This window comes from Rhizobium sp. BR 362 (assembly GCF_036528765.1).
GTDB lineage: Bacteria > Pseudomonadota > Alphaproteobacteria > Rhizobiales > Rhizobiaceae > Rhizobium.
In genome coordinates this window covers 24,372-50,234 of the sequence record NZ_JARWGH010000020.1, presented here as the reverse complement: position 1 = coordinate 50,234, position 25,863 = coordinate 24,372, and the positions used below count along the sequence as shown (strand labels likewise).

Below are 25,863 nucleotides of genomic sequence, written 5' to 3'. Positions count from 1 at the left end.
TAGCACCGGGAGGAGGGCCCCAATGACGCTTATTCATCAGACGCTGTATCGCGAACGGCTGCGATCCGCAAAGGAGGCCGTCGCTCTGATCCCCTCGGGTGCGAAGGTCGCGATGCCGATAGCGGCTGGTCAGCCACCCGCCATTCTTGCCGCGTTGGCTGAGCGGGCTCGCGCAGGAAATGTCGACAATGTGCGGCTCCACTATCTCCTTTGTACCGGCGTTGCCGGCACCAGCGTCTTCGATTTCGACCTCTGCCACCGGATCATTCCGATAAGCTATTTTCACGGAGGCGTGGAGCGCGCGCTCGACAAGAGGCGATCGGCGGAGGCATTGCCCGCCGTCGACCTGGTGCCCTGCCATTTCAGCCAGGTGCCGCGCTCTCTGGTCGAGCATGTCGGGGTCGATACGCTGATTGCCACGGTCGCGCCGATGGATGCGGACGGCAATTTCAGCCTGGGTGCCAGTACCGACTATGCGCTGACGGTATCGCGGAAGCCGGGAATTCGGCTGATCCTCGAAGTCAATGCCAAGATGCCTTATGTGCGGGGCGATTGCATGATCCCCGTATCGAGCGTGACGGCGCTGGTCGAAAACGACGTCAGCCTGCCGATCCTGCCCGCCGCGCCGAGCAATGAAGTGGACGATGCCATCGGTGCGATCGTTGCGGGCCTGGTGGAAGACGGCGATTGCCTGCAAATGGGTATCGGCGCCCTGCCGGATGCGGTGTGCTCGCGGCTTTCGCACCACCGCAACCTTGGCATCCATACGGAAATGATGACGGTTGGCCTTGCCAATCTGGTCAAGGTGGGCGTGGTCGACAACAGCCGCAAGCAGACGCATCTCGGGCGGTCGATCTTCACCTTCGCGCTGGGAGATCAATCGCTTTACGACTTCCTGGACAACAATCCGGATATCGAAGCCTATCCCGTCGACTATGTGAACAATCCTTTCGTCATTTCTCAGAACGACCGGGCTGTGTCAGTCAACGCGACGCTGCAGATCGATCTGAACGGGGCGTGTAATTCGGAATTCATGAACGGCAGGCAGTTCAGCGCAACCGGCGGCCAGGTCGATTTCGTGCGTGGCGCCTATGCTTCGCGGGGAGGCCGGTCGATCATCGCCTGTCATTCGACCGCGGCAAAAGGCACGCTCTCGCGCATCGTTCCGGCGCTGACTGGGCCGGTGACGACATCGCGCAACGACACGCACATCGTCGCCACGGAATATGGATGGACGAACCTCAAGGGAAAGTCCGTGGCCGAGCGAGCAAGGGCACTCATTGCGCTCGCTCATCCCGATTTTCGCGAGGAGCTAGACCGGGCAGCCCACGGGGCCAAGCTTTATGCTAGGAGCGACTGATCTCAGCGAGAATCCGCCGTGGAACGCGCTCAATCAACTGCGGTCTGATTGCTCGCACGCATAGCTTGCCATTGCGGACATCATAGCCGGCTGGTCTTGCTTCCAACTTTACGCAAACTTTGGAAGCCCCTTGATCAGCTTGTCGAGCGTGATCGGATAATTGCGGACCCTGACGCCCGTTGCGTTGTAAATGGCATTGGCTATGGCGGCCGATACTCCGCAAATGCCGAGTTCCGCGATTCCTTTCGCTTTCATCGGCGACGACATTGGATCGGTTTCATCCATGAAAATGACCTCCTGGTGTGGAATGTCGGCATGAACCGCCACCTCGTAACCCGCGAGGTCGTGATTGACGAAGAAGCCACGGCGGGTATCCACGGCAAGCTCCTCTGAAAGCGCACTTCCCGCACCCATCGTCATCGCACCGATGACCTGGCTGCGGGCGGTGATCGGATTGAGAATGCGTCCGGCCGCGCAGACCGCCAGCATCCGATGAATCCTACTCTCGCCGGTAGCGACGTCGACTCCGACCTCGACGAAGTGCGCGCCGAAGGTCGATTGCTGATGCGTCGTAGAGAGATCGCCCCACTCGATGGTGTCCTCGCCGACAAGCCCGTCCTGACCTGCAGTCTCGGTCAGCGGAACCGACCTCTTGCCGGAACGAACCTCACCGTTCTCAAAAATGATATTCTCGGAATCGAAACCGAGCTTCTCCGCAATGGCTTCGCGCAACTTGACGCAGGCCGCATAGACACCGGACGTCGAACAGTTGCCGCCGAACTGACCGCCGGAGCCGGACGAAACGGGGAAGCGGGAGTCGCCGAGCCGCACGGCCACCTTATCAAGCGACAATCCGAGCATCTCCGCCGCCGTTTGAGCGATGATGGTATAGCTCCCCGTGCCAATATCCGTCATGTCGGTCTCGACTGTCAGGATGCCTTCTCGATCGAGGCGCACGCGCGCTCCGGACGGTATTAAAAGGTTGTTGCGTAAGGCGGCCGCGACCCCCATGCCGATCAGCCAAGTGCCTTCGCGGCGCGAGCCCGGTTTGCCTCTCCTATTCCACTCGAAACGCTCCGCCCCGAGCCTCAGGCAGCCGACAAGGTCGCGATGGGAAAATGGCCGCTGCGGCTTCTCCGGATCGACTTGCGTGTCGTTGATGACCCTGAACTCGACGGGATCAATGCCGAGCTTCTCGGCCATTTCGTCCACGGCAATTTCCAGCGCCATCAGACCCGGCGCCTCGCCCGGTGCGCGCATGGCATTGCCTTCCGCAAGGTCGAGCGTTGCCAGGCGCATCGCCGTCATCCGGTTGGCGCCTGCGTAGAGTAGCCGCGTTTGGTTTACGGCCGTCTCAAGTTTACCGCCCGGGAGATCACCATTCCAGCTTTCATGCGCGATCGCTACGATCTTGCCATTCCGCTCGGCTCCAATCCGGATGTGCTGGATCGTGGCTGGACGGTGGGTCGTATTGTTCATCATCATCGGCCGAGGCAAAGCTACCTTGACCGGACGCTTGGCTGCGCGTGCGCCGAAGGCGGCGAGGACGGCGTCGGCGCGCAGGAACAACTTTCCGCCGAAACCACCGCCAATGAACGGCGACATCAAATGGACCTTCTCCTTCTCGACGCCGAGCGTCGTGGCAAGATCCGAGCGCCACCAGTCGATCATCTGGCTCGAGGTCCACACGGTCAATTCGTCGCCGTCCCAGGCTGCGATGGAAGCATGCGGCTCCATCATCGCGTGGGATTGGTCGGGTGTTGTGTAGGTCTCGTCGACGGTCACGGGAGCGGCTTTGAAGGCGGCTTCAAAGTTTCCAGCAGCAGAGTCTGGAGGTTGCGACTCCTCTTCGGGCTTGACTGCTCTATCCATCGCCTCCCTGAGATCGAACGTGCCCTTCTCCTCGGCATAGTCGGCCTTGACCAGAGCTGCGGCCGCGCGGGCCTGCTCAAAGGTCTCGGCGACCACCACCGCGATCGCCTGATGGTAGTGCTGAACCTCGTCTCCGCCGAAAAGCTTGGCGGTGTTGAACTTGCCCTTCTTTCGCTCGCCGACATCCAGCGTGGTCACCACGGCAAGCACGCCCGGCGCCTTCTTGGCGGCCGAAATATCGATGGCCGTGATACGGCCTTTGGCGATGGCGGAGGCGACAGGATAGCCATAGGCGTATGGCAAATTCGGATCGTGCCATTCATAAGCATACATCGCCCGGCCGGTTGTCTTGAGTTGGCCGTCGATGCGGTGGACGGGTTGGCCGACGACCTTGAGTTGGTCGATCGGATTGGTCGTTGCTGGCGTATCGAACCGCATGGCTCACCCCCTGGCTTCGGTGATGACTGCGCCGAGCGTGCGTTCGACGAGATCGATCTTGAAACTGTTCTGCTCGGTAGGACGAGCGTCGGCGAGTAAGGCGCCGGCGGCAGCGCGGGCTCCTTTCGCCAGCTCGGCGTCTGCGGCCTCGACGCGCCAAGGCTTGTGGGCGATACCGCCAACGGCAAAGCGTCCGGTACCGTCTGGCTGAATGACGGCGCCGACGGAAACGAGCGCGAAGGCGTAAGAAGCGCGGTCGCGGACTTTGCGGTAGATGTGCCTGCCTCCGACCGGTGGCGGCAGGACGACCGCCGTAATGAACTCGCCATGTTCCAGAACGGTTTCAATATGCGGCGCATCGCCCGGCAGCCGGTGGAAGTCGGCGATCGGAAGTGACCGCCGGCTGCCGTTGGCTGTGACGGTCTCGACCATTGCATCGAGCGCCCGCATCGCAATTGCCATGTCACTCGGGTGGGTCGCGATACAGGACTTGCTGGTTCCGACAACGGCATGCTGACGGCTGAAGCCGCCGATTGCGGAACAGCCGCTGCCCGGCTGGCGCTTGTTGCACGGCTGATTGGTGTCGTAGAAATACGGACAGCGGGTGCGCTGCAGCAGGTTGCCGGCTGTTGTCGCCCTGTTGCGCAACTGGCCGGAGGCTCCCGCAACGAGGGCGCGCGAGAGAAGGCCGTAATCTCGGCGGACGATTTCGTGTGCGGCAAGATCGGTGTTGCGGACCAGAGCGCCGATGCGCAGCCCGCCTTCAGCAGTCGGTTCGATTTTGTCCAGTCCAAGATGGTTTACGTCGATGAGATGCGTCGGTGTTTCGATCTCAAGCTTCATCAGGTCGAGCAGGTTCGTGCCGCCCGCAATGAACTTGGCGTCCGGATTGGAGGCGGCGGCCTTAGCGGCCGCGGCGGCGGACGATGCACGTTCGTAGGTGAAGGCTCTCATGCTTTTATCCCCGCGACTTCCGAGATGGCGTCAAGAATGTTCGAATAGGCGCCGCAACGGCAGATGTTCCCGCTCATCCGCTCGCGGATTTCGGCCGGCGTGATCTTTGCCTGCGCGGCCAAATCGCTGGTGACGTGGCTCGGGATGTTCGCCTTGATCTCCTCGATCACCGCGACCGAGGAACAGATCTGGCCGGACGTGCAATAGCCGCACTGAAAGCCGTCATGCTGGACGAAGGCGGCTTGCATCGGGTGCAGGTTGCCGGGTTGTCCCAGACCTTCGATCGTCGTGATCTCGTCGCCTTCGTGCATCAAGGCAAGCGACAGGCACGAGTTGATGCGGCGGCCGTCGACGATAACGGTGCATGCGCCGCACTGGCCGTGATCGCAGCCTTTCTTGGTTCCGGTGAGATGGAGATGTTCGCGCAGCGCGTCGAGTAGGGTCGTTCTGTTGTCGATATTGAGGGTGCGGCTTTCACCGTTGACCTTGAACGACACTTCGGATCTGGGGGGACTTTCATTTGTCGTTGACTGTGCGGCCGTCCTATCAGCGCTCACGCCGGTGATTGCGATGGTGGCGGCCGATGAAATGAGCAAATCACGACGGGAAATTTCAAATGGAATCGGGCTCTGCATATCCAGCTCCGCTTCGTTGTTCGAGTGTATTGGAGGTGCGCGGCTTGGGATGAAAGCGCTTTACGGGGAGACATAGGGCCAAAGCGGCGCGCGAGTAGATGCGCTGTATCGCATACACTTATCGATCTGATTCATGAATGCGAAGGTGGCCCGCCTGACCTTATTCAGGGAGAATGGCCTTGGCTCTCCACTAGTAGATGGTGGCGGATCGGACGTGATCTGATGTTCGTGGTCTACCGTTTTAGGTTGATCAGATTGGTCTTCGGCGACCTGTCCGAAGAGCGCCTCTCGAAACACGATCCAACAGGATCGCGACCGCCACGATCGACAGTCCGGCTCGAAGGCCAAGACCCATCTCCATTCGGCTCAATCCTCTTGTGACTTCCGCGCCAAGTCCACCGACAAGGCCAGCCAAGACGACCATGGCGAGGCTGAGCAAAATGCGGTTCAAGCCCACGATCAGCGTCGGCATCGCCGAAGGAATTTCGATCTTGAAGTGGATCGACCGTGTCGGCGCACCATTCCACGGCCGCCTGCCGTTATCACAGCGACTGGTTTCGAGTTATTCGAGTTCAAGGGCTATGCTCCTCCTCCAGTTCGAAGAATGACCCGTCCGGCGCCTCAGCGGGTCGGGTCGTTCAGCAACGGTGCCAGCGCCTTCTGAAGCGCCTTGTCCTGTTCTGCCGTCAGTTTCGCGAGAGGCTTGCGCACGTTGCCCGTTCCGTAACCGCGGAGCTGGGCTGCGCGAAGGACCGACGGCGTGTAGTCCGTTCTCCAGATGAAGAGCAGAGAGGGCAGCATCCGCTTCCAAAGCTCCAGGGCTTCAGGGTGATTGCCGGCGGCGACGAGGTCGTAGAGCCGGACCGCCTCGTGAGGCATGTAGTTCGCTCCGCCCCAGATCACGCCCTTGGTTCCCGCCATCAGCGCGTAGACGGTGGTCGTATCGCAGCCGTTCAGAACTGACGCCGAGGTCGTCAGATACTCCTGGTGGACGGTGAGGTCGCCGGCGCTGTCCTTGATCCAGTTGAAATTTTTGAGCGCTGCGAGGCGCTCAAGGAGTTCGACTGAAACCGAGATGCCTGTGCTCTGCGGAATGTTGTATCCGATGATGTCGATGCCGATTGCGGCGTCGATTTCCTCGTAGAAGGCAAACAGCCCGTCGTCATCGGTCGGACCCTCGAAATAGGGCGGAAGGATCATCAGCGCGTCGGCGCCGATCGATTCTGCGTGCCGCGAACGACGGATCACCTCGTCCATGTTCAACGCGGAGGACTGGCAGATGACGTTGCAACGGCTGCCGATGCGTTTGGCGCCGATCTCGTAGAGTTCGTTGCACTCGTCCTCGGTAAGATACGGATGCTGCCCCGTTCCGGCACCGAGTACCAGTCCGTGGACACCCGCGTCGATATATTTGTCGATCAGTTCCTCGAAGACCTTGAAGTTTACCGACCCGTCATCGTTGAACGGGGTTTGCATCGCCAGATTGATGCCCTTTAGATCAGCCATTCTCGTCGTTCCTTTGCTAAACTTCTTTGCCTGCCTGCCGAAAGCGCCATCCGGTAACGAACCGTACGCCTGTCGAGGTGATGAGCTTCGGATAGGCGCGGCTCGGCGCGACGCGCCGTTTCAGAATTTCAATAATGGAGCATGATTGCCCGACCGCGAGTTCCGCGACTGCTTTTCCGAAGGAGGTTCCTCTGGAAACTCCGGTGCCGTTGCAGAAAGCCGCGCCATAGACATTCTCGGCAAGTTCACCGAAAACCATGCCGCCGTTCTGCGCCAGCGTCAGCAGCCCGCCCCAGCTCGCCGCAAATCCCATCGAAGAAAGCTCCGGCCAACGACGATCGAACGCGACCTGCTGCTGCGTCTTTGCGCTTTCGACATCCTTCAACGTGGTTTTGAAGCTGTCCGCATACGAATAGACATTTCTGAGGATGAGGCGGTTGTCGTTGGTGCGCCGCACTGTCCTGCCGAAGCTGTTGGCAGGGATCAACCCATAGGTACCACGATCACCGACCTTAGCCAGTTCCGCGGCAGTCAGCTCTCGGGTCATGCTGGCGAAGGTGTAGAGCGGGATCGCGCTGTTGGGATAAAAGCCGAACTCAGTCAGGTAGCCGGCGGCGCAGATAATGACCTTCTTGGTGTTGATGACGCCCGTCGGCGTTTGGAATGTATGGAACGGCTTGCCATAATCAGCGCCGATGATCGCCGTGTTCTCATGCACCGTCACGTTCTTCGGCAAGACGCATGCCGCGTTCTTCAGATATTTCGCCGGGTGGATCAGGATTGTTCCGGGGTGGTATAGCGCGCGGATGTAGTGCTTGCTTCCGGTCAGTGCCTGGATTTCATCCCTTTCGACGCAGTGGTAGCTCTGCCCCATCTTGTCGAGCGCATGGGAGAAGCTTACAAGGTCGGCCACCCCGTGTTCGGTCGCGGCGCTATGATATTTGCCCTGCGGGTCCCAATCGCAATCCACTCCGAGTTCCTCGACGGCCGAACGCAGGTAGGCGTTGCCGTCCAGATTGACCTCGAGTTCCTCACGATTTCCCCGGATATCCTCGACGAAGTCCTGCTTGCGGGGATTGTGCGCCAGGTCAATCGCAAAGCCCATGCAGCGGCCGGAGGCGTTGTTGCCGATGCGCCCCGCATCGACGAGGACGACCGAAGCGTCGGGGCGAAGCTCGGCGTAGCGGCGGGCGGCGTGCAGGCCCATCCATCCTGCGCCGATGACCAGGCATTCGCATGTGATATCGCCGTTTTGAGGTAGCAGGGGCAGCTCAGGTCCGGACGTCAGGTACCAGCCCGACACCGTCGGCTCGTCATGTGGGCGGGACACAACAATATGCTCCCGCGGCGCGTTTCGATGTGTCGAAGCCACGTTGTTCTCTTTCAGCTCTGGAAAATCTTGCGGGGCCTCCCCAGCATCCCGCCTTTAAGTCGGACATAAGCTAAACACGGAAAAGACCGGCTCTGTAGACGGAAAAGAAGTCACCTGATATGAATCTCATTCATGTCAAAGCTTCTCTGCTCCCGTCTCCGCACTCGCTGTTCGTCTTCGAAGCGGCGGCTCGACATTTGAATTTCGCAACCGCTTCAAGGGAGTTGAACGTCACCCAGCCGAGCGTTTCCCATTCGATAAAGTCTCTGGAGAAGCATTGCGGCGCTGTGCTCTTCGTAAGGGAGAACAGGGGCGTGCAGCTCACGGAGGCCGGACGGGTGCTTTACCATGGAGTGCGGGCAAGCTTTACGAGGATGGAGGACAGCTTCAGGGCGATCTCGCCCGAGGCAACGCAATATCTAACGCTGGCAGCATCGACTTCGGTGGCCGCGCATTGGCTGATGCCAAAGCTCTATCAACTCCAGCATGATCATCCGAACCTCAAGATCAAGGTGGTCACCACCGACCGTGACGTGGAGCCCGACTCCGAAATCGACATGACGATCTGGATTCGGGATCAAACATTTCAGCGGCCGAACACGTGGTTCATTTGCGACGAGGTGGTGTTTCCGGTGTGTTCCCCCGCCTATCTGTCGAACCAAGCACCCGTGAACGGCGTGGCGGACCTCTGCGAGCATTACCTGCTTCACTCCTTCGATCCCCACCGCAAGCGTCTCGGGTGGGGAGAATGGTTCGACCTCGTGGGAGCGGGAGCGGTGCAAGCGCTACCCAATATGGTGTTGAACGACTATCAGCTCGTCATGCAGGGAGCCCTCTCCGGATTGCTCTCGGATGGAATTTTTCAGCTCAGTTGCTGCTTCAAAACAAGCTTCTTGTGAAACCGTTGGACGCTTCGGTGCGGACGGGAGGGGCGTTCTTTCTCGTTGCCAATGAGCATAGGATGGAACGGGAAAAGCTCACCATACTCGTCGAGTGGTTTCTCTCCCAGACCACGGACCTTCGCTGAGAAATAGCCGCCACCAATGACTCGCGTTTGCTTGGCCGTTGGTCGGTTCCGCCTCAAGAGCAATCTTTAGATCGGATCATGAGCGTCGTCATCGTCCATAAGCGAGTCTTCGCATCATGGCGGCGACCTCCTAAATCCCTGAACCGTCGAGCTGCTCGGCGTCGTCGCCTTCCCAGGGTGCGGGCATTGCGGTGCGATTGAGGTTGGCCGAGGGCATCGGCATCCAGCACTTCAATTCCGGCTCTGCATATTCGATGATGTGCCCGGGCGAGGAATCCGAGGCGCGCCAGCCTTCTGCACCGAATTGATCGCCATTCGACCAATAGGCGAGATCAACTTCTGCCGGCCCCTGTTCGGATGCGCGAATCGTGACGAGGATCCGACTGCCGTCTTTGGGAGCGTTTGCCATGTGGCGCCAGCGGTCTGGCTCATCCATTGTTTTTCCTCCTGCCTTGCTGCTGCTCGTAAATGTCGCCTCGCCGTCAAAAACGGTCAACTCAAACTTTGCACAACACATCCCTGCGGCCGGATTTGCCCGCCGGTAAGCTGCTTGCAGCGCGAGGCGGCGCCAGATGCCGGAGGCGAAGAAGGCGGAAACCGCCCGCTCGGCAATCGCGAGGGATGACAAGGACAGCTCGTGCATCATATTTCTAGCTGAACAGCGGCGTCGCGCCGCCAAGCAGCTTTGACACAGATAGGGGAGCTGAGATGCACAAGTTCAACGTTGTCGTGACCTACGAAACCGAAGCTGATACTGCCGAGGAGGCCGCGCTGCTGATGTATCAGGAGCTGACGAACAAGCAGCCGCCTCTTCATTTTTCCGTAGTGGATGAGTCAAACTCTGCCACCAGCATAATTCTTGATCGAGAAAAGGCGGAGGAATTTGCCAGCATCGATCATACGGCGGACCCCGGCAACTGGTGACGTGACCGGCACATATGGCGGGCTGCAGCGATCGTTCATTCCCGCTTCGTCAGAGCTTGCTAAGCTGATCGGCATCACCGACGACATAGCTGAGACCGGATCACGACCTGCGGGGGCATGAAGGATCTTGTCGTTCCGGCCGACCCGATCATCGCCATGGTGGCGGTTTCGGTAGTCTCTTCTGTCGGGCGTTCTCCCGGTCTTTGCGAAAAAGGCTTGGGCTTGCTCGGTCTCTGGCGACGAATTCCATTTTACGGACATGACTAAGCATTTGAAATCGTTGCAGTGGGACTCCGGCAATTGGGGGAAAATGACAACTAATGACTTTTGAATTTTAGAACAAACTGATACTATCGTTGCGCGGATACTACACTACGAGGCTTAACATGCGGCGTGGCCTGATATCTGGTGTCTTTTTGGCATGGGCCGCGATCTGTGTATTGGCGGGCCTTGTTCTTGCCAATGAAGATGACATGACGACAGGTGAACGGCTCGCTGCGTTGTTGCGCGCCAGCCGGACGGTCGTGTCGGGTTATCAAAAGCTCATCAACGATGAATCCCTCGGGAAAAAGGATCTCACGGGTCAACGTGTCGTCAACGAAGCGCTGCAGATCTTTGCCCAGCGCAAGGGCGATTCCGTATCGGATCAGAATTACAGCCCTTTGGATAAACAACTGTTCGATGCGCAGGTCGCCGCGATAAAGGAAGTTGTCGACGAACATCAAAGCATGATCGATATGAAGGGGGTGGGCTTCAAGGGGTTCATTCCCTCGACCTTCGCCCGCTTGGTCAATGAACGTTTCTCGGAAAAGGTCGGCGACAAGGCGAAGATGAAGGTGACCGCGCCGGAGGAGTTGATCCGCAATCGAAAGGCGCGCCCGGACGACTGGGAGCAGCATGTCATAGAGAGCAAATTTCTGTCTCCCGACTGGCCAAAAGGCAAAGCCTTTACCGAGGAGGTGGAGGTGAGCGGCCGCCCATCTTTTCGCATGCTGATCCCCGAATATTACTCGGCATCCTGCCTGACGTGTCACGGCGGACCCAAAGGCGAAGTCGATGTAACAGGCTACCCGAAGGAGGGTAAAGCTGAAGGCGATTTAGCCGGTGCGATCAGCATTACGCTTTTCAAATGAGCGCCTATGTCACCATTCCCACGCGGATCGGCCGCTTGACGGATCGAAAGATACCGCTTCGCCTTATCTGTCTTTCGGCCGTGCTGTTGGGGGCTCTGCTCCTCAGCGTCGCCTTCATGGTCTATGATCTGCGTGAAAATCAGCGTCGTGTGGAGGAGGCGAATGCCCGCTTTCATATGCTGGACGACGCCGCCAAGGCGCATCGCCATTTTGGCGAGGTCCGCTATTGGCTCACCGATCTGTCGGTCAGCCTTTTGACGCTCTCCGAGCGGCGGGCGCAAGACGCCCGCAAAGCGCTGGAACAGGATCTGGTCAGTATCAAGGTCTTCGCGCCTGGGGAAGCGAACACGATCCTTCAGGGCTCGAACGCCTATTACGAAAAAGCAATGCAGGCCGTCGATGCCTACACGAACGACAACAGGGTCATAGGAAACTCGCGCCTGGCGGCTGCCAGAAGCTATAGCGATGAAATCGATTCCGTGCTCATGTCGCTCGAACAGCGCCTCAAGAACGAGGCCGATCTGGCGCGTGACGCAGCCGATGCATCGGCGCGTAGCACCTATATGCGTGCTCTGATCGCAGCCGCGGTAACGACGCTCGCCTGCATTCTGATGACCTGGCTGGTGCTGCGCTCGATCCTGGTGCCGCTCGGCCGGATAGACAAAGCGATGACCCAACTGACGAGAGGGCAGGAGAATGTCGAACTGCCGCCGGAAGGCAGCGATGAATTCGGAAAACTGTCAAAGACGCTGCGGTTGCTGCGTGACAGCCAGGCGGAGCGCCGCGAGCTTGAAGCGGCTGCCGAGCGCCAGCGCAACACAGTGATGACGGCCATCGAAACCATTCCCGATGGGTTCGCATTCTTTGACGCGAACGATCGCCTGGTTTTGGTCAACCAACGCTATCTTCAACTGTTTCCGGACACTGCGGACCTGATGACGCCTGGGAGAGCATTCGAAGATATTGTTCGTGCGCAGGCAGAACGCGGCACGACCGATGTCGGAAGCGGCGGCATTGAGAGTTGGATCGCCGAGGCCATGCAGCGTCACCACGAGCCGCGCGGCATGATCGAGCGGCAATTCGCCAATGGAACATGGCTGCGCATCGCCAAGCGAAAGACGCCGGAGGGCGGCACCGTGGCGGTCTACACGGATATATCGGATCTGAAAAACCGTCAGGCGGAGCTGGAGGAGGCAAAGCGTGGCGCGGAGGTCGCCAGCGAAGAAAAGAGCCGTTTCCTCGCCTCCATGAGCCACGAGCTGCGAACTCCTTTGAATGCAATCATCGGTTATAGCGAAATGCTCATCGAGGATGCCAGTGATCTCGGGCAGACCGAATTCATTGCGGATCTCAATAAAATAATGGGTTCCGGACGCCATCTTCTGGCGCTCATCAATGACGTTCTCGATCTTTCCAAAATCGAGGCCGGCAAGATGGAGCTTTACGTCGAACGCCTCAGTCTAAAACAGCTCCTTGCCGATGTTCAAAATACCGTGGCGCCGCTGATCGCCAAAAAGGGCAATCGTCTGCTGGTGAGTGCCTCCGTGGAGCCGGATCAGATCGAGACCGATAAGACCAAGTTGCGGCAGAATCTATTCAATCTTCTCTCGAACGCCGCCAAATTTACCGAGAATGGAGAGATCAGGCTTTCGGTGCGGCGTTATGAGGACGAAGCGGGCGAATGGCTTGAATTTGCCGCCAGTGACAGCGGAATCGGCATGACGAAGGAGCAGCAGAAGAAGCTATTCCATGCATTCGTACAGGTGGATTCGTCGACGACGCGCAATTATGGCGGGACCGGTCTCGGTCTGACCATCACGCAGCACTTCGTCAAGATGATGGGCGGCGCCATTACCGTCGAAAGTGAATACGGAAAGGGCTCGACCTTCCGTTTCACCATCCCCGCGGTCACCAGAACAGACACTGCCCCGGATAATGCGCCGCAAGGCGATATCCTTGAGGATGGAGGCGCGCGTCCAACAGTCCTGGTAATTGATGATGAGGCGCGGGCTCGCAAATTCATTTCCGACGCCGTTCGCGGCGCAGGCTTTGCCGTGATCGAGGCGACGGGTGGAGAGGAAGGTTTGGCAAAAATCCGCAAATTGCACCCGGATGCAATCGTGCTTGATGTTATCATGCCGGGTCAGGACGGTTGGTCCGTGCTGCGCGAAATCAAGTCGGACAAGGCGGTCTGCGATATTCCCGTGATTCTCGCAACGGTTGTGGCAGATCGCGAGATGGGCCTTGCCTTCGGTGCTGTCGACCATCTGATCAAGCCGATCGATCCCCGGCAACTCGTCGAGACCCTGAACGCAGTTGCCGGCGAAGCACGCCATGATGTGCTTATCGTCGACGATGATCCCGCAACGCGCGATCTCTTCCGCCGGGTGCTCGTTCGCGAGGGTTGGAGGGTTCGGGAGGCGGCTGACGGTCATCATGGCCTTGAGCAACTCGAGGCCGGGCGGCCGACGATCATGGTTCTCGACCTGATGATGCCGAACATGGATGGTTTCACGCTCCTTCAGACGGTCAGGGACAGGCACGACTTGGCAGATATCCCGGTCGTTATCGTCACGTCGAAAGATTTGACGCGAGAGGAGCTGGATTGGTTGGGTGTTCGCGCCAAGGAAGTGGTCAGGAAAGGAACGAAAGGTCGCACCGATCTGATCGCAGCCTTAAAGCGGCATCTTCCGCAAAAGGAAGAGGCTTGAGCAGAGAGGTTGGCATGGTCAAAATTCTTCTCGTCGAGGACAATGAGATGAACCGCGATATGCTCTCCCGCCGCTTGGAGAAGCGCGGTTACGAAGTTGTCAGCGCGAGCGACGGGCTCGCCGGGGTCGAGGCTGCCGTGACTGTGAAACCGGACTTGGTTCTGATGGATATGAGCCTTCCCGTCATCGACGGCTGGGAAGCAACGAAGCGGATCAAAAGAAATCCCGTCACCGCCGGCATACCTGTGATCGCACTCACCGCCCACGCCATGGCCGGCGACCGGGAAAAGGCGATCGAGGCAGGTTGTGACGACTACGACACCAAGCCGATCGAACTGCCGGGTCTGCTCGACAAGATCATGCGTTTGACCGGAGGATGACGATCGTGGCCGCATCTCGCGACATCGGGCATCGCATGTACATCGCCAGAATCGCCCAAAACATCGTCGATCCGGCTCAAGCCATTCTGGGCTATCAGGAGCTGATTACGGAGGAGGTGCGTGAGGCGGGACCCAGCGGTGCTTTGCCGGATCTTGAAAGAATACTGAGCGCCGCGCGAGAGCTGAATACATTGATCAAGCGGCTTCTGGACATCGAAACGCCGGATGGCGGGAATGCCCCCTCGCTCGATAAGCTGTTGCGGCATGATCTCAGAACGCCCATGAATGCCATTCTCGGCTATTCCGAGATGTTGATCGAGGATTTTGCCGATACCTTGCCGGCGCGTCTGCTGGAGGATGTGTCGAAGGTCATTCGGGAAAGCCGCAATTTGCTGGCGCAGATTGACGAAACACTCGATGGATCACTGCCCGATGCGGATCAGGAATTTCAGCTTAAAATCGACGGAACGATCGCCGCCGATCTCGCGAGGACGATGGCCACGCGTTCTTCGGCGGTAACGGAGCGCGCCGGACGTATCCTCATCGTCGACGACACGGCGTCAAATCGCGATCTTCTGTCCAGGCGCCTGCGCCGCGATGGACACACCGTTGTTGCGGCAAGCTCCGGCGATGAGGCGCTTTCCATCTTCGATCGGCAGGAATTCGATCTCGTATTGGCCGATGTGCTGATGCCGGACATGAACGGTATCGAGCTTCTCAGCCAGCTTAAAGCCAACCGACACTTTCGCGAGATCCCGGTCGTGATGATTTCTGGTTTGAAGGATGATGACGCCGTTGCCCGGTGCATCGAGGCAGGGGCGGAGGACTATCTTCGTAAACCGATCAATCCCGTCTTGCTCAAAGCGCGCATTGCCGCCTGCCTCGAGCGTCGTCGTTGGCGAACGCGCGAGAAGCAGTATCTGGCGCAGATAGAATTCGAGAAGGAGCGGGCAAACACTTTGCTTCATGCCGTTCTTCCGAAGCAGGTGGTCAAGCGGCTGGCGGACGGAGAGGAAGTGATCGCCGATCGCATCGATATGGTGACTATTATCTTCGCAGACATCGTCAACTTCACGGAATTTGCCGCGCGAACGCCTGCGCCAGCACTGGTTCGAAGACTGGGAGACCTATTTAGTCGCTTCGACGCACTTGCGGATCAATATGGCATCGAAAAAATCAAGACGATCGGCGATGCCTATATGGCAGCTTCGGGCCTGCCGGACTCCCGTGTGGATCACGCCGTCGCGGGCGTCGCATTCGCCAAGGCACTGCTGGCCGAAATGTCCGGAGGTGTTGCTGACGGATCGGCGCTCACCTTGCGGATCGGCATCCATAGCGGGCCGGTCATCGCTGGCCTGATCGGTCGGAAACGTTTTGTGTATGATGTCTGGGGACACACGGTCAATGTTGCCAGCCGCATGGAGTCCTGCGGCGTACCGGGTCAAATTCAGATATCGCAAACGACCTTCGATGCAATTGGGGAAGGCCGTATGCCGGCCCGCAGGCAAAGCATGAATATTCGCGGCATCGGAAGGTGCACAACCTATCTTTTGGAATAGCAGCGGTCGTTTGGGGGAATACGCCGCTTTTATCCGCGTTTGCTCAGTCTGCAGCGACGGGCATATCACGCTCGACGCGCCCGCGCAGAGGTCGTTCCGGCATGAGGTGGAAGGCAAGGAGCGACAGTGCCATTGCGACGGCACAGCCAAGGAAAATGTAGGCGAAGGGCATTCCGAGCGCGTTTGCGGTGTTCAGCGCCGGCAGGCTCTCTCCAGCAAGCGGCAAACCATTGCCGAGCGCGATGGCGCCGAGGGCCGCAACGCCGAGCGCTCCGCCAAGCGAACGCAGGAAGGTCAACAGGCCCGTCGCGACGCCGAGATGTGCCTGATCGACCGCATTCTGGACAGAAACGGTGGCGACCGGAAATGTCGTGCCGGTGCCGAGGCCCGCGCATACGGTGAGAAGCTCAAGCATAAACAATGAGATGCGTCCGGCCAGAAACGCCAGCGCGGCGAGGCAAATCAGGCTGAACAGTGCGCCGGCAACAGCGATCATCTTATAGCGGGCAATGCGTGGAATTGCGCGCCCGCTCGCCATCGCACCGAGCACCGTGCCCAGGAGCAGGCCGAGCATGGCAACGCCCGAGTTGCTGGCGGAAAGGCCGTGAACTGATTGCATATAGACCGGAAGGTAGACCGACAGGCCGACATTGGCGGACTGCACGGTAAACATGGCCAGCGTTCCGTACCGCACGATGGGATTGCTGAGAACTTCAAGCGAGATCAGGGGCTCCGCAGTGCGTCGCAGGCGTAGGCCAAACATGCTCCACAGGACGACCGAAGAACCCAGCAGTCCGATTATGACAGGTGACAACCACAAATAGCGGCTGCCGCCCCAGTTGAGAGCAAGCAGCAACAGCGCGGTCGCGGCGACGAGTAACGCCGCGCCGATTGCGTCGATGCGGTGCGCGCGGCCAGCCACGGGCAATTTCTTCAAGGGGTTATTGATAATCGCCAGCGCCACCAGCCCGAGTGGGATGTTGATCCAGAAGATCAGGGACCAATGGAGATGCTGGGCGAAAGTGCCGCCAAGAAGCGGTCCGGCGATGCTCGCCACGGCCCATGTGCCAGAAATCCAGGCGGCATAGCGCGCTCGTTCGCGCGGTGGAACGAGGTCGCCGATGACCGTTTGCGAGAGCGCGAACAGGCCGCCGCCACCCAGACCCTGCACGGCGCGGCCAATGATCAGCACCAACATATTTGGCGCCAGCGCACTGATGACCGAACCGAGCAGGAAGATGATGATGGCGGCGAAGATCGTCGGGCGACGTCCATGGACATCCGATATCTTGCCGTAAAGCGGCGCCATGGCGGTCGCGGTCAGGAGATAGCCGGTCACTAGCCAGGGCAGATATTCGGCGTGCCCGATCGCCTTGCCGATCGTCGGCATTGCAGGGGCAACGATCGTCTGATCGAGCGCGGCAAGAAGCATGGAAAGAAGCACGCCCGCGATTATGATGTTCTTCTCCGATTCCGACGGAACCGATGCCGTGGTGGCGCTTTCCTTCGGAGGGCTTGCTTTGTTCATTCTGTCAGCCCCACTTTCCGGCAGCTCAGCAAAATTTTGGTTTCAGCGAAGTCCTACAGCGACCCATGCGATCGCCAATCCCTCGGCGGCCATCATGAACTCTCGAGGTAACGGTAGCAGTGAGAATTATTGCGCAATGACCGTCGTCCCTCTCAACCAGAGAAACAGTCGATCGATCAATGGAGAGGCATTGGACAAGCTTACCGAGGTGACGATAAAGGCTCGGCAGGTCAAGCGGACGCAAGTCGTCGCGCATAATCCCACCAGGTGCTACGCCTTACTCTGCTCCATCGTCAGTTCTGCTTGGAGGCTTTCGAGATCGCGGAAGATCGTGGCGACAGCCAAGACACGCCCGCCGCGCTTGAAGCGCAGGAGGCAGTCTTTTGCCGCAATGTCGCCTTCGACCTCGATTGCATCCCATCCCTCGGCATGGCCGATATAGTTGATCGGAATGTCGTAATGCTGGCTCCAGAAAAACGGCACATCCGTGAATTTCTTCCGGCGCCCGAGCATGTTGAGCGCGGCGGTAGCACCCTGCCTCTCAGCCACCACCCAGTGCTCCACCCTGATGTTCTCGCCGCTGTGGGGATCGGGCCACCGCGCGATATCGCCGGCCGCATATATGCCCGGTACGCTGGTCTCGAGATAGGCATCGACGAGGACGCCCCGATCGGTGGCGATACCCGCCGCTTCGGCGAGATCGACCCGCGGCCGCACGCCGATGCCGACAACGACTATGTCGGCGGCAAGGGTGCTGCCGCTGTTCAGCAGGACCTCGCTCGCGCCGATGCTCGCAGCGCCATCGCGAAGATGGAAGATGACGCCATTTTTCTCATGCAGGGCGCGAATGAAGTCACCCATCTGCGGGCCAAGCACCCGTTCCATCGGCCGTTCCTCGGGCGCCACCACATGCACTTCGACACCACGGGTCCGAAGCGAGGCGGCAACCTCGAGGCCGATGAAGCTGGCGCCGAGCACGACAGCGCGCCCTGCTGCACCGCTCTCCGCGATAATCCTGCGGCTGTCGGCAAGCGAGCGTAGTGTATGGACATGAGGCTGGTCGGCGCCGAGGATGGTCAGACGGACCGGCTCGGCGCCGGTCGCGAGCAGCAATTTGTCAAAGGCGACCTTTTTCCCATCGGCGAGCACGACCTCATTGGCAGAAACATCGATGCCGGTGACCTTGGTTCCGAGACGCAGGTCGATGTCGTTCTTGGCGTAAAAGGCTTCCTTGCGAAGCGGGATCCAGTCTTCGGGAGCCTTGCCTGCGAGATAATCCTTCGAGAGATTGGGCCGGTCGACCGGCAGTGCCTCGTCGTCGCTGACCATGACGATGGCGCCCTGATAGTGTTCGCGCCGCAATCTCTCGGCAGCCGCAAAGCCGGCCGCGCCACCGCCGACAATGACGATCCGTTCCGGAGGCCCACCCGCATTGCTTTGGCGTGGGGCAGGAGACGGCTTCTTGCGCTTCTCGCCAACAAAAATCCTTCCGTCGCGCTGCTCGACCGACCAGCAGGCGAGCGGTGATAGCGCAGGCGCGCGCAGCGCCTCTCCGGTGCGCAGATCGAAGCAGGCATGATGCCAGGGGCAGCGGACGCTGTCATCGACGACGAGGCCGTCGATCAAGGGCCCGCCATAGTGCGAACAGGTTGCGGTGACGGCGAATATCTCTTCTCCGCGCCGTACGAGCAGCACGGGCTCACCGTCGCGATGGCCGACCAGCTTGCCGCCATCGGGAAGATCCGTGAGTGCAATGCCGAGGGCCAGATCGGGTCCTTTCGGCTCTGAATGGGAACCGGCCATTTTTTCCTCCCTTGAAGGCCTGCCGATATTGTCCCTTGCAGCGCTCGGTTGTCCGGCAGGAGGCGTTCCTTCAATTTTCCGCTATTCCAACTCTGAAGCAAATGAATTTGGTGTGCAGTCGAGCAGAAAATTTCTGGTGCAGCCAGTGCCGCCGCTCTCGCAGACCATCTCAACATGCATTCGCCTGCGCCTAAAAGGCTGATCAGGCCATCGCAATTCCAGAGCGTACTGGCGCCGAAGTGCCCAGGTGGGCAGAGTGTCCAGCCCGTCATTGGGCGTCCGCTCGATAGGATCGGCGAGCTTGGAAACAGCTCTGGCGTGAAAAACATTTGGCCTGTTGGAGAGCGAATGCCCACCGTGATCCGACTGACAAGCCGAAAGGTGGGACATAGAGGCCGTGATCAGACCAAGGTCCAATTCTCAATGAATTTTTTTTGGGATATTAACCTCTTGCCCCGTCGCCGACATCATTGCCACCCGTGTCGACGGCACACCCTGTCACCAAAGTCATTTCTGGTGACAGGGCTATTTCTAGCGATCGGTGCGTCCCTATCCTCACTCCCGCCGGCGGATGGCCCACGTGCGGGGAAAGCGAGAAGCGTTAGTTCCGAGCGCTGTTAACAAAGACCTGTCACCTTGTGAGGTGACGAGCAACTTGTCCAGCAGTGCCACTCCGAGAACTAAGCCGAAAAGAGCGACATTCAGTCTAATGACAGTGGCTTAGCGTACTTGATCTGAGGAACGTCACAACGAGTTGCCGGTTCCCGGCAAATTCTTGAAATTGTGATGATGAAAATTGCACGTTTCTATTCGCGAATGCGCGAGAAAAGAGGAAGGAAAGGATGACCAGCAGGTATCTCAGCAAGCGCGATTTTGCTCTCAATTCAGTTGACCTGGACATCTGTCAGCGCGCCTTCGATGTCGTTCTGCTCAAAAGGAATATTGCGCGCAAAAGCAAAGAAGGCGAGGAGGTGGCAGCAATGATCATCGAGCTCTTCAGGGAAGGGGTGCACGACGAACATCAACTCGTCGCCCTCGTCGGAATTAACGACAGGCACGGCCTTTTCAGCGCAAATAAATTCTCGCATTGATGGAACAAATTAAGTGGGACGTCGTTTGCCGAATTGGTCGGGATGTTCCCCCACTTTCCGACTGGCCAAGCGGCCATCTAAGGCAACCCGTCGTTGGCGGCGCCCCTGCCAGCGGCGGGTTCCTGGAGCACTCCAAGCGACCGTTCGAGGCATCCGGATTTGGCGGTTTCTCTTTGCAGGGATAACCCCATAGTGTTCCGCGCGTGCGCAGCATAGGTGACACGCCGCCCAACCATGGCGGAAGCAGATGGGCTTTACCGAGAACACTCCCAATCCGGTAATCGATGCCGACCAAGCCGAATTTATGCCGGTCGGACAAACTTGTTAAGGTGCATCATCGTCGATATCACGTCACCGGTATTTATGCGTCTGCGCACCGGCCTGTCCCCGATTGGCAAAATTCTCTCCGAAATGATGCTGGAATGGCCCTGTGTCGCCTGGTTGCCGCCAACGACGACAACGTGCTGCTCGTCTTCGAAGCGTCTGAAGAAGGCTACGTGACCCAATCCAACATCTTTTCCCGTTGACGGGCTTACGCAAGTGAACACCGCCAGGTCACCCTCCTGGGGTGACTCGACAGCCTCGAAGGCTGGCGGCAGGAACGATTGCGACCAAGCGCTCGAGCTGCCTACCCCGCCATTGCGGCGGATGCAGAAATTGATGAAGGCTGCGCACCATGGAATTGGGTCGTTTAGCGGATGGAGTGCTGCAGCCTCGAGAAATTCGGCAATGAGAGGATTGAGAGGCGCGGGCGGCGGCTGTTGCGAAATGACTGCCGGTTTGTGTTCGAAGTAGCGGTCGATGAAACTCTGCGCAACGTCGATCGGCCGTGGTCCGGTGGGCGTCGAAGCGAGCACCTCACGAGTTTGCTTGATTTCCGTCGGTGTCGGAGCAGAGCGTCGCACACGCCGCTCTGGTGTGGCGATCCGGGGAGGTGGATATTGCAGTTGGACGATAGTCTCGCGACCAGTTTTAGCTCCCAAGGCAATCTCGGACCGTAGAGCCGGAAGGCCCGCAATCATCGCCAAAAGCGCTCGCCGCGTTATCATACGACACCTCACCGCGAAGGTTACCTCTTAGCTGCCAGTAGCTGTAACACGCAGAAGGGAGAACGGTTTCAATGAAGGAGGCTGATGGGGTCGCTCCCTCCGTCAGGGTTGATACTGACAAGTCGGATCGGGGCAGGGCGCGCAGGCAATTGTCAGGAGTCGGACAATTCCTCCCGCTATGTCTTATTTTATATCTTTCTAATGAATAGATCGCTATCGTGCGGCAATTCAATGGGAGGATTTGAATGCAATACGTCGAGCCGAAGAACGTAAGCCACAAAACCGCGACCCGCGTATGGTCAGTTAAAGATTTTTGCAGAGAGCACAGAATATCCGGTGCAGAGGAAGCTCGACTTCGTCAGCTTTTCGGGCAGTTCGCGACGGCTTGCGAATTGCGATACAATACGATGCGCAAGCCGAAATGGCGTTGATTGCAATGGGCGAGGGGAAGTCCAGGGCCATGCCGTTGCACTGACTGGGCGCCCCTCGTTATCACAAAACGGTCTCGAATAGCGGTATCAAGGCCGCACCGATTGCGCCGGGGGCGTCGACCACCTGCGCCACGGCAAGGCTGGGCACGTCACGCAATACGCCATGACGGGGCAGATTATTGAACTCGGTCCGTTCGATGAGCATTCCTGCCAGTGAATGCGGAAGCTCGCCGCCGAGGACGATCAATGCCGGGTCGAAGACGGCACAGATCGCATTGATGGCTTGATTATGCGCGGGCGCGACACGATCGAGCCACTCCGAAACGCCGTCCAGATCCACCAGGGATTCCTTTTTCAGGTCCTTCAGCGTCAAGTCCGAGTGCCCTTTGGCGTGAAGATGTTGAAGCAGAAGACTGAGGGCCGGGCGATCGTCGTAGTCGTGACGGCCGAATAGAACGGAATATTCGCCGGCATTGCCGAAACTGCCGCGAAACGGCATCCCTCCGGACACGAGTCCGCCGCCATATCCGTGGAGATGGGCAATATAGGCGAAATCCGCGACATTCCGGCCAACACCGAAGATCGCTTCCGCCAAGGCAGCGGTTCTGGCGACGTTGTCAGCCCAGACCGGCAGGCCGAGCTGTTCTCCAAGGATAGGCGCCAGGTCGATCAATGACCAATGGGCGAGTGGCAGAGGACAGTTGAACGCCGTTTCCAGCATGCGGTGGCCGGCGACTGCCAGACCGACGCCGAGGACGTCGCGCCGCGCGGCGTTCCGGCGGGCAAGAAGTTCTTCGACCGCCGCTTCGATCCGCCCCATCTCTACCGCGAGCGACGATCCCTCCTGCGGGATTTCCATGTTTTCCAAAGGCTCTCCGAACCCCATGAGACAGAGGCCGATCGAACCGACGTTCACGGAGATGCCGAGCGTCAAACACCAGTCCTTGCAAAGCGTGAGCTCCGGGCTGGGCGGCCCGGGGCGCCGGGTTTCCGACGGGGAAAACACAATCATGCCGCGATCGTGAAGCCGTCCGACGATCCTGTGCAGCGATTGCTGGGTGAGATCGAGCGGCTCGGTCAAATCGGAGCGCTCGATTCCCGGCGTTTTCCAGACGAGGCGCAATAGATCTCGCTCGTTGCGCGATGCTACACGCCGAGGCTGAAAATCCCGCAGAAAATGCTTCGCAACGTGGTCGAGAGGGGCGTACTTCATTTTCGGATCATTTTAATTTACACTATAAGTGTGAAAACTGCTATAAGGCCAAGGATCGATCCTCGATTTGGGACGTCCTTATCTCATCGAGACTGGCCAAGCCAGCGGGCACAAGGGGATGTTCAGAGGCCGGACAGAGAGGGCGATTGGACCGGCGGGTTGTGGAAATGGGAGAGAGCCGAACGGCATGGTATCGTTGACATCTCAGACTCCGGCGCGCGCTCACGAGCCCAATTACGGCTTCGTACCGACGCATGAAGGCAATGACTTTGAGTCGATGGTGCAAGCCTTTACGGCGGGCTATGGCGTTTTCGGCGCGAAGCCGCTGAGCAATAATCGAACCTTTACCTGGGCAGCGGATTTGCGAACGAGCGGAACGCTTACAACGATTCATTCGGCCTATCGGAATTCCTGGGAAATTCGAACGCTCGACGAGACCCCGCAGCATCTTGCGTTCTACATTCCGCACGCGGGGTCCTTTCGGCTGAACCTCGGGAAGAGGACGGTCGAGGGTGGAGCGGGTCGCATTCTCATAGCCAACAACCATGAGGCTGGTAGTCGTCTGATCCAAGGCGAGCCCCACTGCTCGGATGCTCTCTTCCTGGATTGGAAGGTGATGAAGCGAACGCTTTTTTCGCTGCTGGAAACGCCGACCCTCGAATCGCTTGATCTCGATCCGGTAATAGATCTCGCAACACCGTCGGGCCGGCTTATCGGCAACCTGGCGCAAACGATCGTGCAGGGCATGCGCAATGGCGGTCCGCTTCTATCCTCGCCGCTTGCCGTATCGACGATGAGCGAAACGCTCGCAGACCTTGTGATCCGATTCACCCGCCATCGTCTTTCCGGCCATTTCGAAAAAAAGAAGGTATCGACGGTCGCTCCTTGGCATGTCCGGCGCGCCATCGACTATATGCACGCCAATATTGCCGAGCCTTTCACCATGTCGATGGTCGCCGATGAAGTCGGGATTTCAATCCGTGCCCTGCAAACGGGCTTCAAGACCTTCCGGGGAACGTCACCGGGCGCTTACCTACGCACAATCAGGCTAAAAGCCGTTCACGACCAGTTGCGAGATCCCTTCAACCAGCAAAGCCTGCGCGACATCTGCACCCAATGGGGCTTCTTTCATGCGGGTAGATTCTCTGCGACATACCGCAGCGCTTTTGGGGAAAGCCCGAGAGATACGCGCTTGCGAGCCACCTTTAGCCCCGTCGCGACGGCACAAGTCCTAAGCATGTCGCCGTGATGTCCGTTCCGAACACGCGCATCTCAGCGCATACCTGAAAAATGTTTGACCTACCGAGGCTTCCGGGTCTCGGTTGAATCCGGCCGTCGGACGGGAGGCGGCACGCACTGAGGCGACCTTGGGGCCAAGACTTTGACTGCGGTGCCGGATGTTCGTCGCGGTATAAATTCGAACGGAAGAATAGGCTGCGAAACGGCGTGCTCGACCGGCGTCGCGCGCTTCCGCCATGGAGCGGACCAAGGATTCCTCAAGCAACTTTGCAGGCCGTTCCGTATCCCTCGAATCATCGCTGTGCAAGGCTATCCATTTTGCGAATCGCAATCCAAAATGTGCAGCAAACGGCATGTGTCAGAACAAGTAATGCGTTTTATTAAGGTTCCTCCGATCAACTGCAATGTGCTTACTTTTCGTCTTTCCTTGATCGATGAATCTGCCCTGACATCGGAGGAGCCCGCATGAGCGCGACCGAGAGCACCAAACCACTGCTTTCCGCCGAGGCGCTGACCAAGAACTTCGTCGTCGGTAAGACAATCTGGCCGGGTTCGGGCCGTACGCTGCAAGCCGTCGATGAGATCAGCCTCGATGTCTGTGCCGGCGAAACGCTCGGTCTTGTTGGCGAATCCGGCAGCGGCAAATCCACGCTTGGTCGCTGCCTGACGCGGCTTCACGACATCACCGCCGGCCGGCTGACCTTCGATGGCCAGGACATTTCCAAAACGGAGAAACGCGCGCTCACGCCCGTGCGGTGCAGGATGCAGATGATTTTCCAGGATCCTTCGTCCTCGCTCAATCCACGCCGCAAGGTGCGCGATATGCTGGAGGAAGTGCTGAAGGTACACGATATCCGCAGGGGACCGGCCATCGATGAGCGGCTCGCCGAGTTGATGGAAATCGTCGGCCTGCGCCGCGAGTATCTCGACCGTTACCCGCACGAATTCTCCGGCGGTCAGCGCCAGCGTATCGGGATTGCGCGTGCGCTCGCTGTCGAACCGGCGCTGATCGTGGCTGACGAGCCAGTATCGGCGCTTGATGTTTCGGTGCAGGCCCAGATCGTCAACCTATTCGCCGACCTGCGGGAGCGGCTGAACCTCACCTATGTGTTCATCGCCCACGACCTGGCAGTGGTCCGGCAGGTGTCGAGTCGGGTGGCAGTCATGTATCTCGGATCGATCGTCGAGATCGGCGAGACGCATGCACTCTTCGATACACCGCGCCACCCCTATACGCAGGCGCTGCTCTCGGCCGTTCCTCAGCCGCACAACCGCGGCAAGCGGGGCGGATCCTGCTCGACAGCGAAATCCCGAGCCCGCTGAACCCGCCGAACGGCTGCAAATTGTCGACCCGCTGCCCATACGCTAAGCCGCTTTGCCGCGAGGTCAGGCCACCCCTGACTGGCAACATGAGCCACCACAGCGTCGCCTCCCACTTTCCACTTGCGTGACGGCAGCAAGGTACAGGACTGCAGATTGCCCGGAAATATTCGGGATCCGTCACCATCATAATTAGCTGGCGATGACCTCCAGGAGTTTCTCAATCTACAAGCCTGCGCCAGAGAAGATACTTTCGAAGGCGATGTCCGATTGATCTGAGAAGATCCGGCGATCCGGTCTGGCAGAACGGCAAAACGG

Annotated in this window: 19 protein-coding genes and 2 pseudogenes; 10 read left to right on the top strand and 11 right to left on the bottom strand. The window is 58.9% G+C overall.

The window, feature by feature from the left end:
* Positions 1 to 22: 22 nt before the first annotated feature.
* Positions 23 to 1,360, top strand: a complete 1,338-nt coding sequence (locus tag QDY28_RS21290; RefSeq protein ID WP_331383615.1) for an acetyl-CoA hydrolase/transferase family protein — start codon at positions 23 to 25, stop codon at positions 1,358 to 1,360.
* A 108-nt stretch (positions 1,361 to 1,468) separates the two neighbouring features.
* Here QDY28_RS21290 and paoC read toward each other — a convergent pair whose 3' ends face one another.
* The 6 genes and pseudogenes from paoC to QDY28_RS21260 form a co-directional block, all read right to left on the bottom strand.
* Positions 1,469 to 3,670: an aldehyde oxidoreductase molybdenum-binding subunit PaoC gene (gene paoC, locus QDY28_RS21285; RefSeq protein WP_331383614.1), complete on the bottom strand. Its 2,202-nt coding sequence runs from the start codon at positions 3,668 to 3,670 to the stop codon at positions 1,469 to 1,471.
* A 3-nt stretch (positions 3,671 to 3,673) separates the two neighbouring features.
* Positions 3,674 to 4,624: an FAD binding domain-containing protein gene (locus QDY28_RS21280; RefSeq protein ID WP_331383613.1), complete on the bottom strand. Its 951-nt coding sequence runs from the start codon at positions 4,622 to 4,624 to the stop codon at positions 3,674 to 3,676.
* On the bottom strand, positions 4,621 to 5,259 hold the full coding sequence (paoA, locus tag QDY28_RS21275) for an aldehyde dehydrogenase iron-sulfur subunit PaoA (RefSeq protein WP_331383612.1): 639 nt from the start codon (positions 5,257 to 5,259) through the stop codon (positions 4,621 to 4,623). Before paoA ends, QDY28_RS21280 begins: the two co-directional genes overlap by 4 nt.
* 250 nt (positions 5,260 to 5,509) lie before the next feature.
* Positions 5,510 to 5,779: pseudogene (locus QDY28_RS21270) on the bottom strand (ABC transporter permease); the annotation flags it as partial.
* A 101-nt stretch (positions 5,780 to 5,880) separates the two neighbouring features.
* On the bottom strand, positions 5,881 to 6,765 hold the full coding sequence (locus tag QDY28_RS21265; RefSeq protein ID WP_331383611.1) for a dihydrodipicolinate synthase family protein: 885 nt from the start codon (positions 6,763 to 6,765) through the stop codon (positions 5,881 to 5,883).
* A gap of 16 nt (positions 6,766 to 6,781) precedes the next feature.
* Positions 6,782 to 8,095: an NAD(P)/FAD-dependent oxidoreductase gene (locus QDY28_RS21260; RefSeq protein ID WP_331383610.1), complete on the bottom strand. Its 1,314-nt coding sequence runs from the start codon at positions 8,093 to 8,095 to the stop codon at positions 6,782 to 6,784.
* 161 nt (positions 8,096 to 8,256) lie between these two features.
* Here QDY28_RS21260 and QDY28_RS21255 point away from each other — a divergent pair, with 161 nt between their 5' ends.
* The gene (locus tag QDY28_RS21255) at positions 8,257 to 9,036 is read left to right on the top strand and encodes a LysR family transcriptional regulator (RefSeq protein WP_331383609.1); all 780 of its coding nucleotides are present in this window, start codon (positions 8,257 to 8,259) and stop codon (positions 9,034 to 9,036) included.
* 258 nt (positions 9,037 to 9,294) lie between these two features.
* Here the strand turns inward: QDY28_RS21255 and QDY28_RS21250 are convergent, their stop codons facing one another.
* Positions 9,295 to 9,600 carry a hypothetical protein gene (locus QDY28_RS21250; protein WP_331383608.1) on the bottom strand — a complete coding sequence of 102 codons (306 nt, stop codon included), beginning with the start codon at positions 9,598 to 9,600 and terminating at the stop codon, positions 9,295 to 9,297.
* Between the two features lie 272 nt (positions 9,601 to 9,872).
* Here QDY28_RS21250 and QDY28_RS21245 point away from each other — a divergent pair, with 272 nt between their 5' ends.
* From QDY28_RS21245 to QDY28_RS21225, 5 genes are all read left to right on the top strand, one after another.
* Positions 9,873 to 10,088 carry a hypothetical protein gene (locus QDY28_RS21245; protein ID WP_331383607.1) on the top strand — a complete coding sequence of 72 codons (216 nt, stop codon included), beginning with the start codon at positions 9,873 to 9,875 and terminating at the stop codon, positions 10,086 to 10,088.
* Between the two features lie 386 nt (positions 10,089 to 10,474).
* Positions 10,475 to 11,221 carry a Tll0287-like domain-containing protein gene (locus tag QDY28_RS21240; RefSeq protein WP_331383606.1) on the top strand — a complete coding sequence of 249 codons (747 nt, stop codon included), beginning with the start codon at positions 10,475 to 10,477 and terminating at the stop codon, positions 11,219 to 11,221.
* Entirely contained in the window at positions 11,218 to 13,932 is a 2,715-nt protein-coding gene (locus QDY28_RS21235) for a response regulator (protein ID WP_331383605.1), read from the top strand. Before QDY28_RS21240 ends, QDY28_RS21235 begins: the two co-directional genes overlap by 4 nt.
* A gap of 14 nt (positions 13,933 to 13,946) precedes the next feature.
* On the top strand, positions 13,947 to 14,312 hold the full coding sequence (locus QDY28_RS21230; protein WP_331383604.1) for a response regulator: 366 nt from the start codon (positions 13,947 to 13,949) through the stop codon (positions 14,310 to 14,312).
* Between the two features lie 5 nt (positions 14,313 to 14,317).
* Positions 14,318 to 15,871, top strand: a complete 1,554-nt coding sequence (locus QDY28_RS21225; protein ID WP_331383603.1) for an adenylate/guanylate cyclase domain-containing protein — start codon at positions 14,318 to 14,320, stop codon at positions 15,869 to 15,871.
* A 43-nt stretch (positions 15,872 to 15,914) separates the two neighbouring features.
* On the opposite strand, the gene QDY28_RS21220 is transcribed toward QDY28_RS21225, so the two are convergent.
* Together QDY28_RS21220 and QDY28_RS21215 are read right to left on the bottom strand one after the other, a co-directional pair.
* Positions 15,915 to 17,399 carry an MDR family MFS transporter gene (locus QDY28_RS21220; protein ID WP_331383602.1) on the bottom strand — a complete coding sequence of 495 codons (1,485 nt, stop codon included), beginning with the start codon at positions 17,397 to 17,399 and terminating at the stop codon, positions 15,915 to 15,917.
* Positions 17,400 to 17,669: 270 nt separating this feature from the next.
* The gene (locus QDY28_RS21215) at positions 17,670 to 19,202 is read right to left on the bottom strand and encodes an FAD-dependent oxidoreductase (protein ID WP_331383601.1); all 1,533 of its coding nucleotides are present in this window, start codon (positions 19,200 to 19,202) and stop codon (positions 17,670 to 17,672) included.
* An 842-nt stretch (positions 19,203 to 20,044) separates the two neighbouring features.
* Between QDY28_RS21215 and QDY28_RS21210 the strand changes: the two genes are divergently transcribed.
* Positions 20,045 to 20,293, top strand: a complete 249-nt coding sequence (locus QDY28_RS21210) for a hypothetical protein (RefSeq protein ID WP_331383600.1) — start codon at positions 20,045 to 20,047, stop codon at positions 20,291 to 20,293.
* 302 nt (positions 20,294 to 20,595) lie between these two features.
* Here the strand turns inward: QDY28_RS21210 and QDY28_RS21205 are convergent, their stop codons facing one another.
* Complete coding sequence (locus QDY28_RS21205; RefSeq protein WP_331383658.1) at positions 20,596 to 21,315, bottom strand: CHAP domain-containing protein; 720 nt, start codon at positions 21,313 to 21,315, stop codon at positions 20,596 to 20,598.
* 519 nt (positions 21,316 to 21,834) lie between these two features.
* Positions 21,835 to 22,986 (bottom strand): ROK family transcriptional regulator, encoded by a 1,152-nt coding sequence (locus QDY28_RS21195; RefSeq protein ID WP_331383598.1) that lies wholly within the window; start codon positions 22,984 to 22,986, stop codon positions 21,835 to 21,837.
* Between the two features lie 187 nt (positions 22,987 to 23,173).
* On the opposite strand from QDY28_RS21195, the gene QDY28_RS21190 reads away from it, so the two are divergent.
* Together QDY28_RS21190 and QDY28_RS21185 are read left to right on the top strand one after the other, a co-directional pair.
* Positions 23,174 to 24,235, top strand: a complete 1,062-nt coding sequence (locus QDY28_RS21190) for an AraC family transcriptional regulator (RefSeq protein ID WP_331383597.1) — start codon at positions 23,174 to 23,176, stop codon at positions 24,233 to 24,235.
* Positions 24,236 to 24,690: 455 nt separating this feature from the next.
* Positions 24,691 to 25,676, top strand: a pseudogene (locus QDY28_RS21185) (ABC transporter ATP-binding protein).
* Positions 25,677 to 25,863 lie beyond the last annotated feature (187 nt).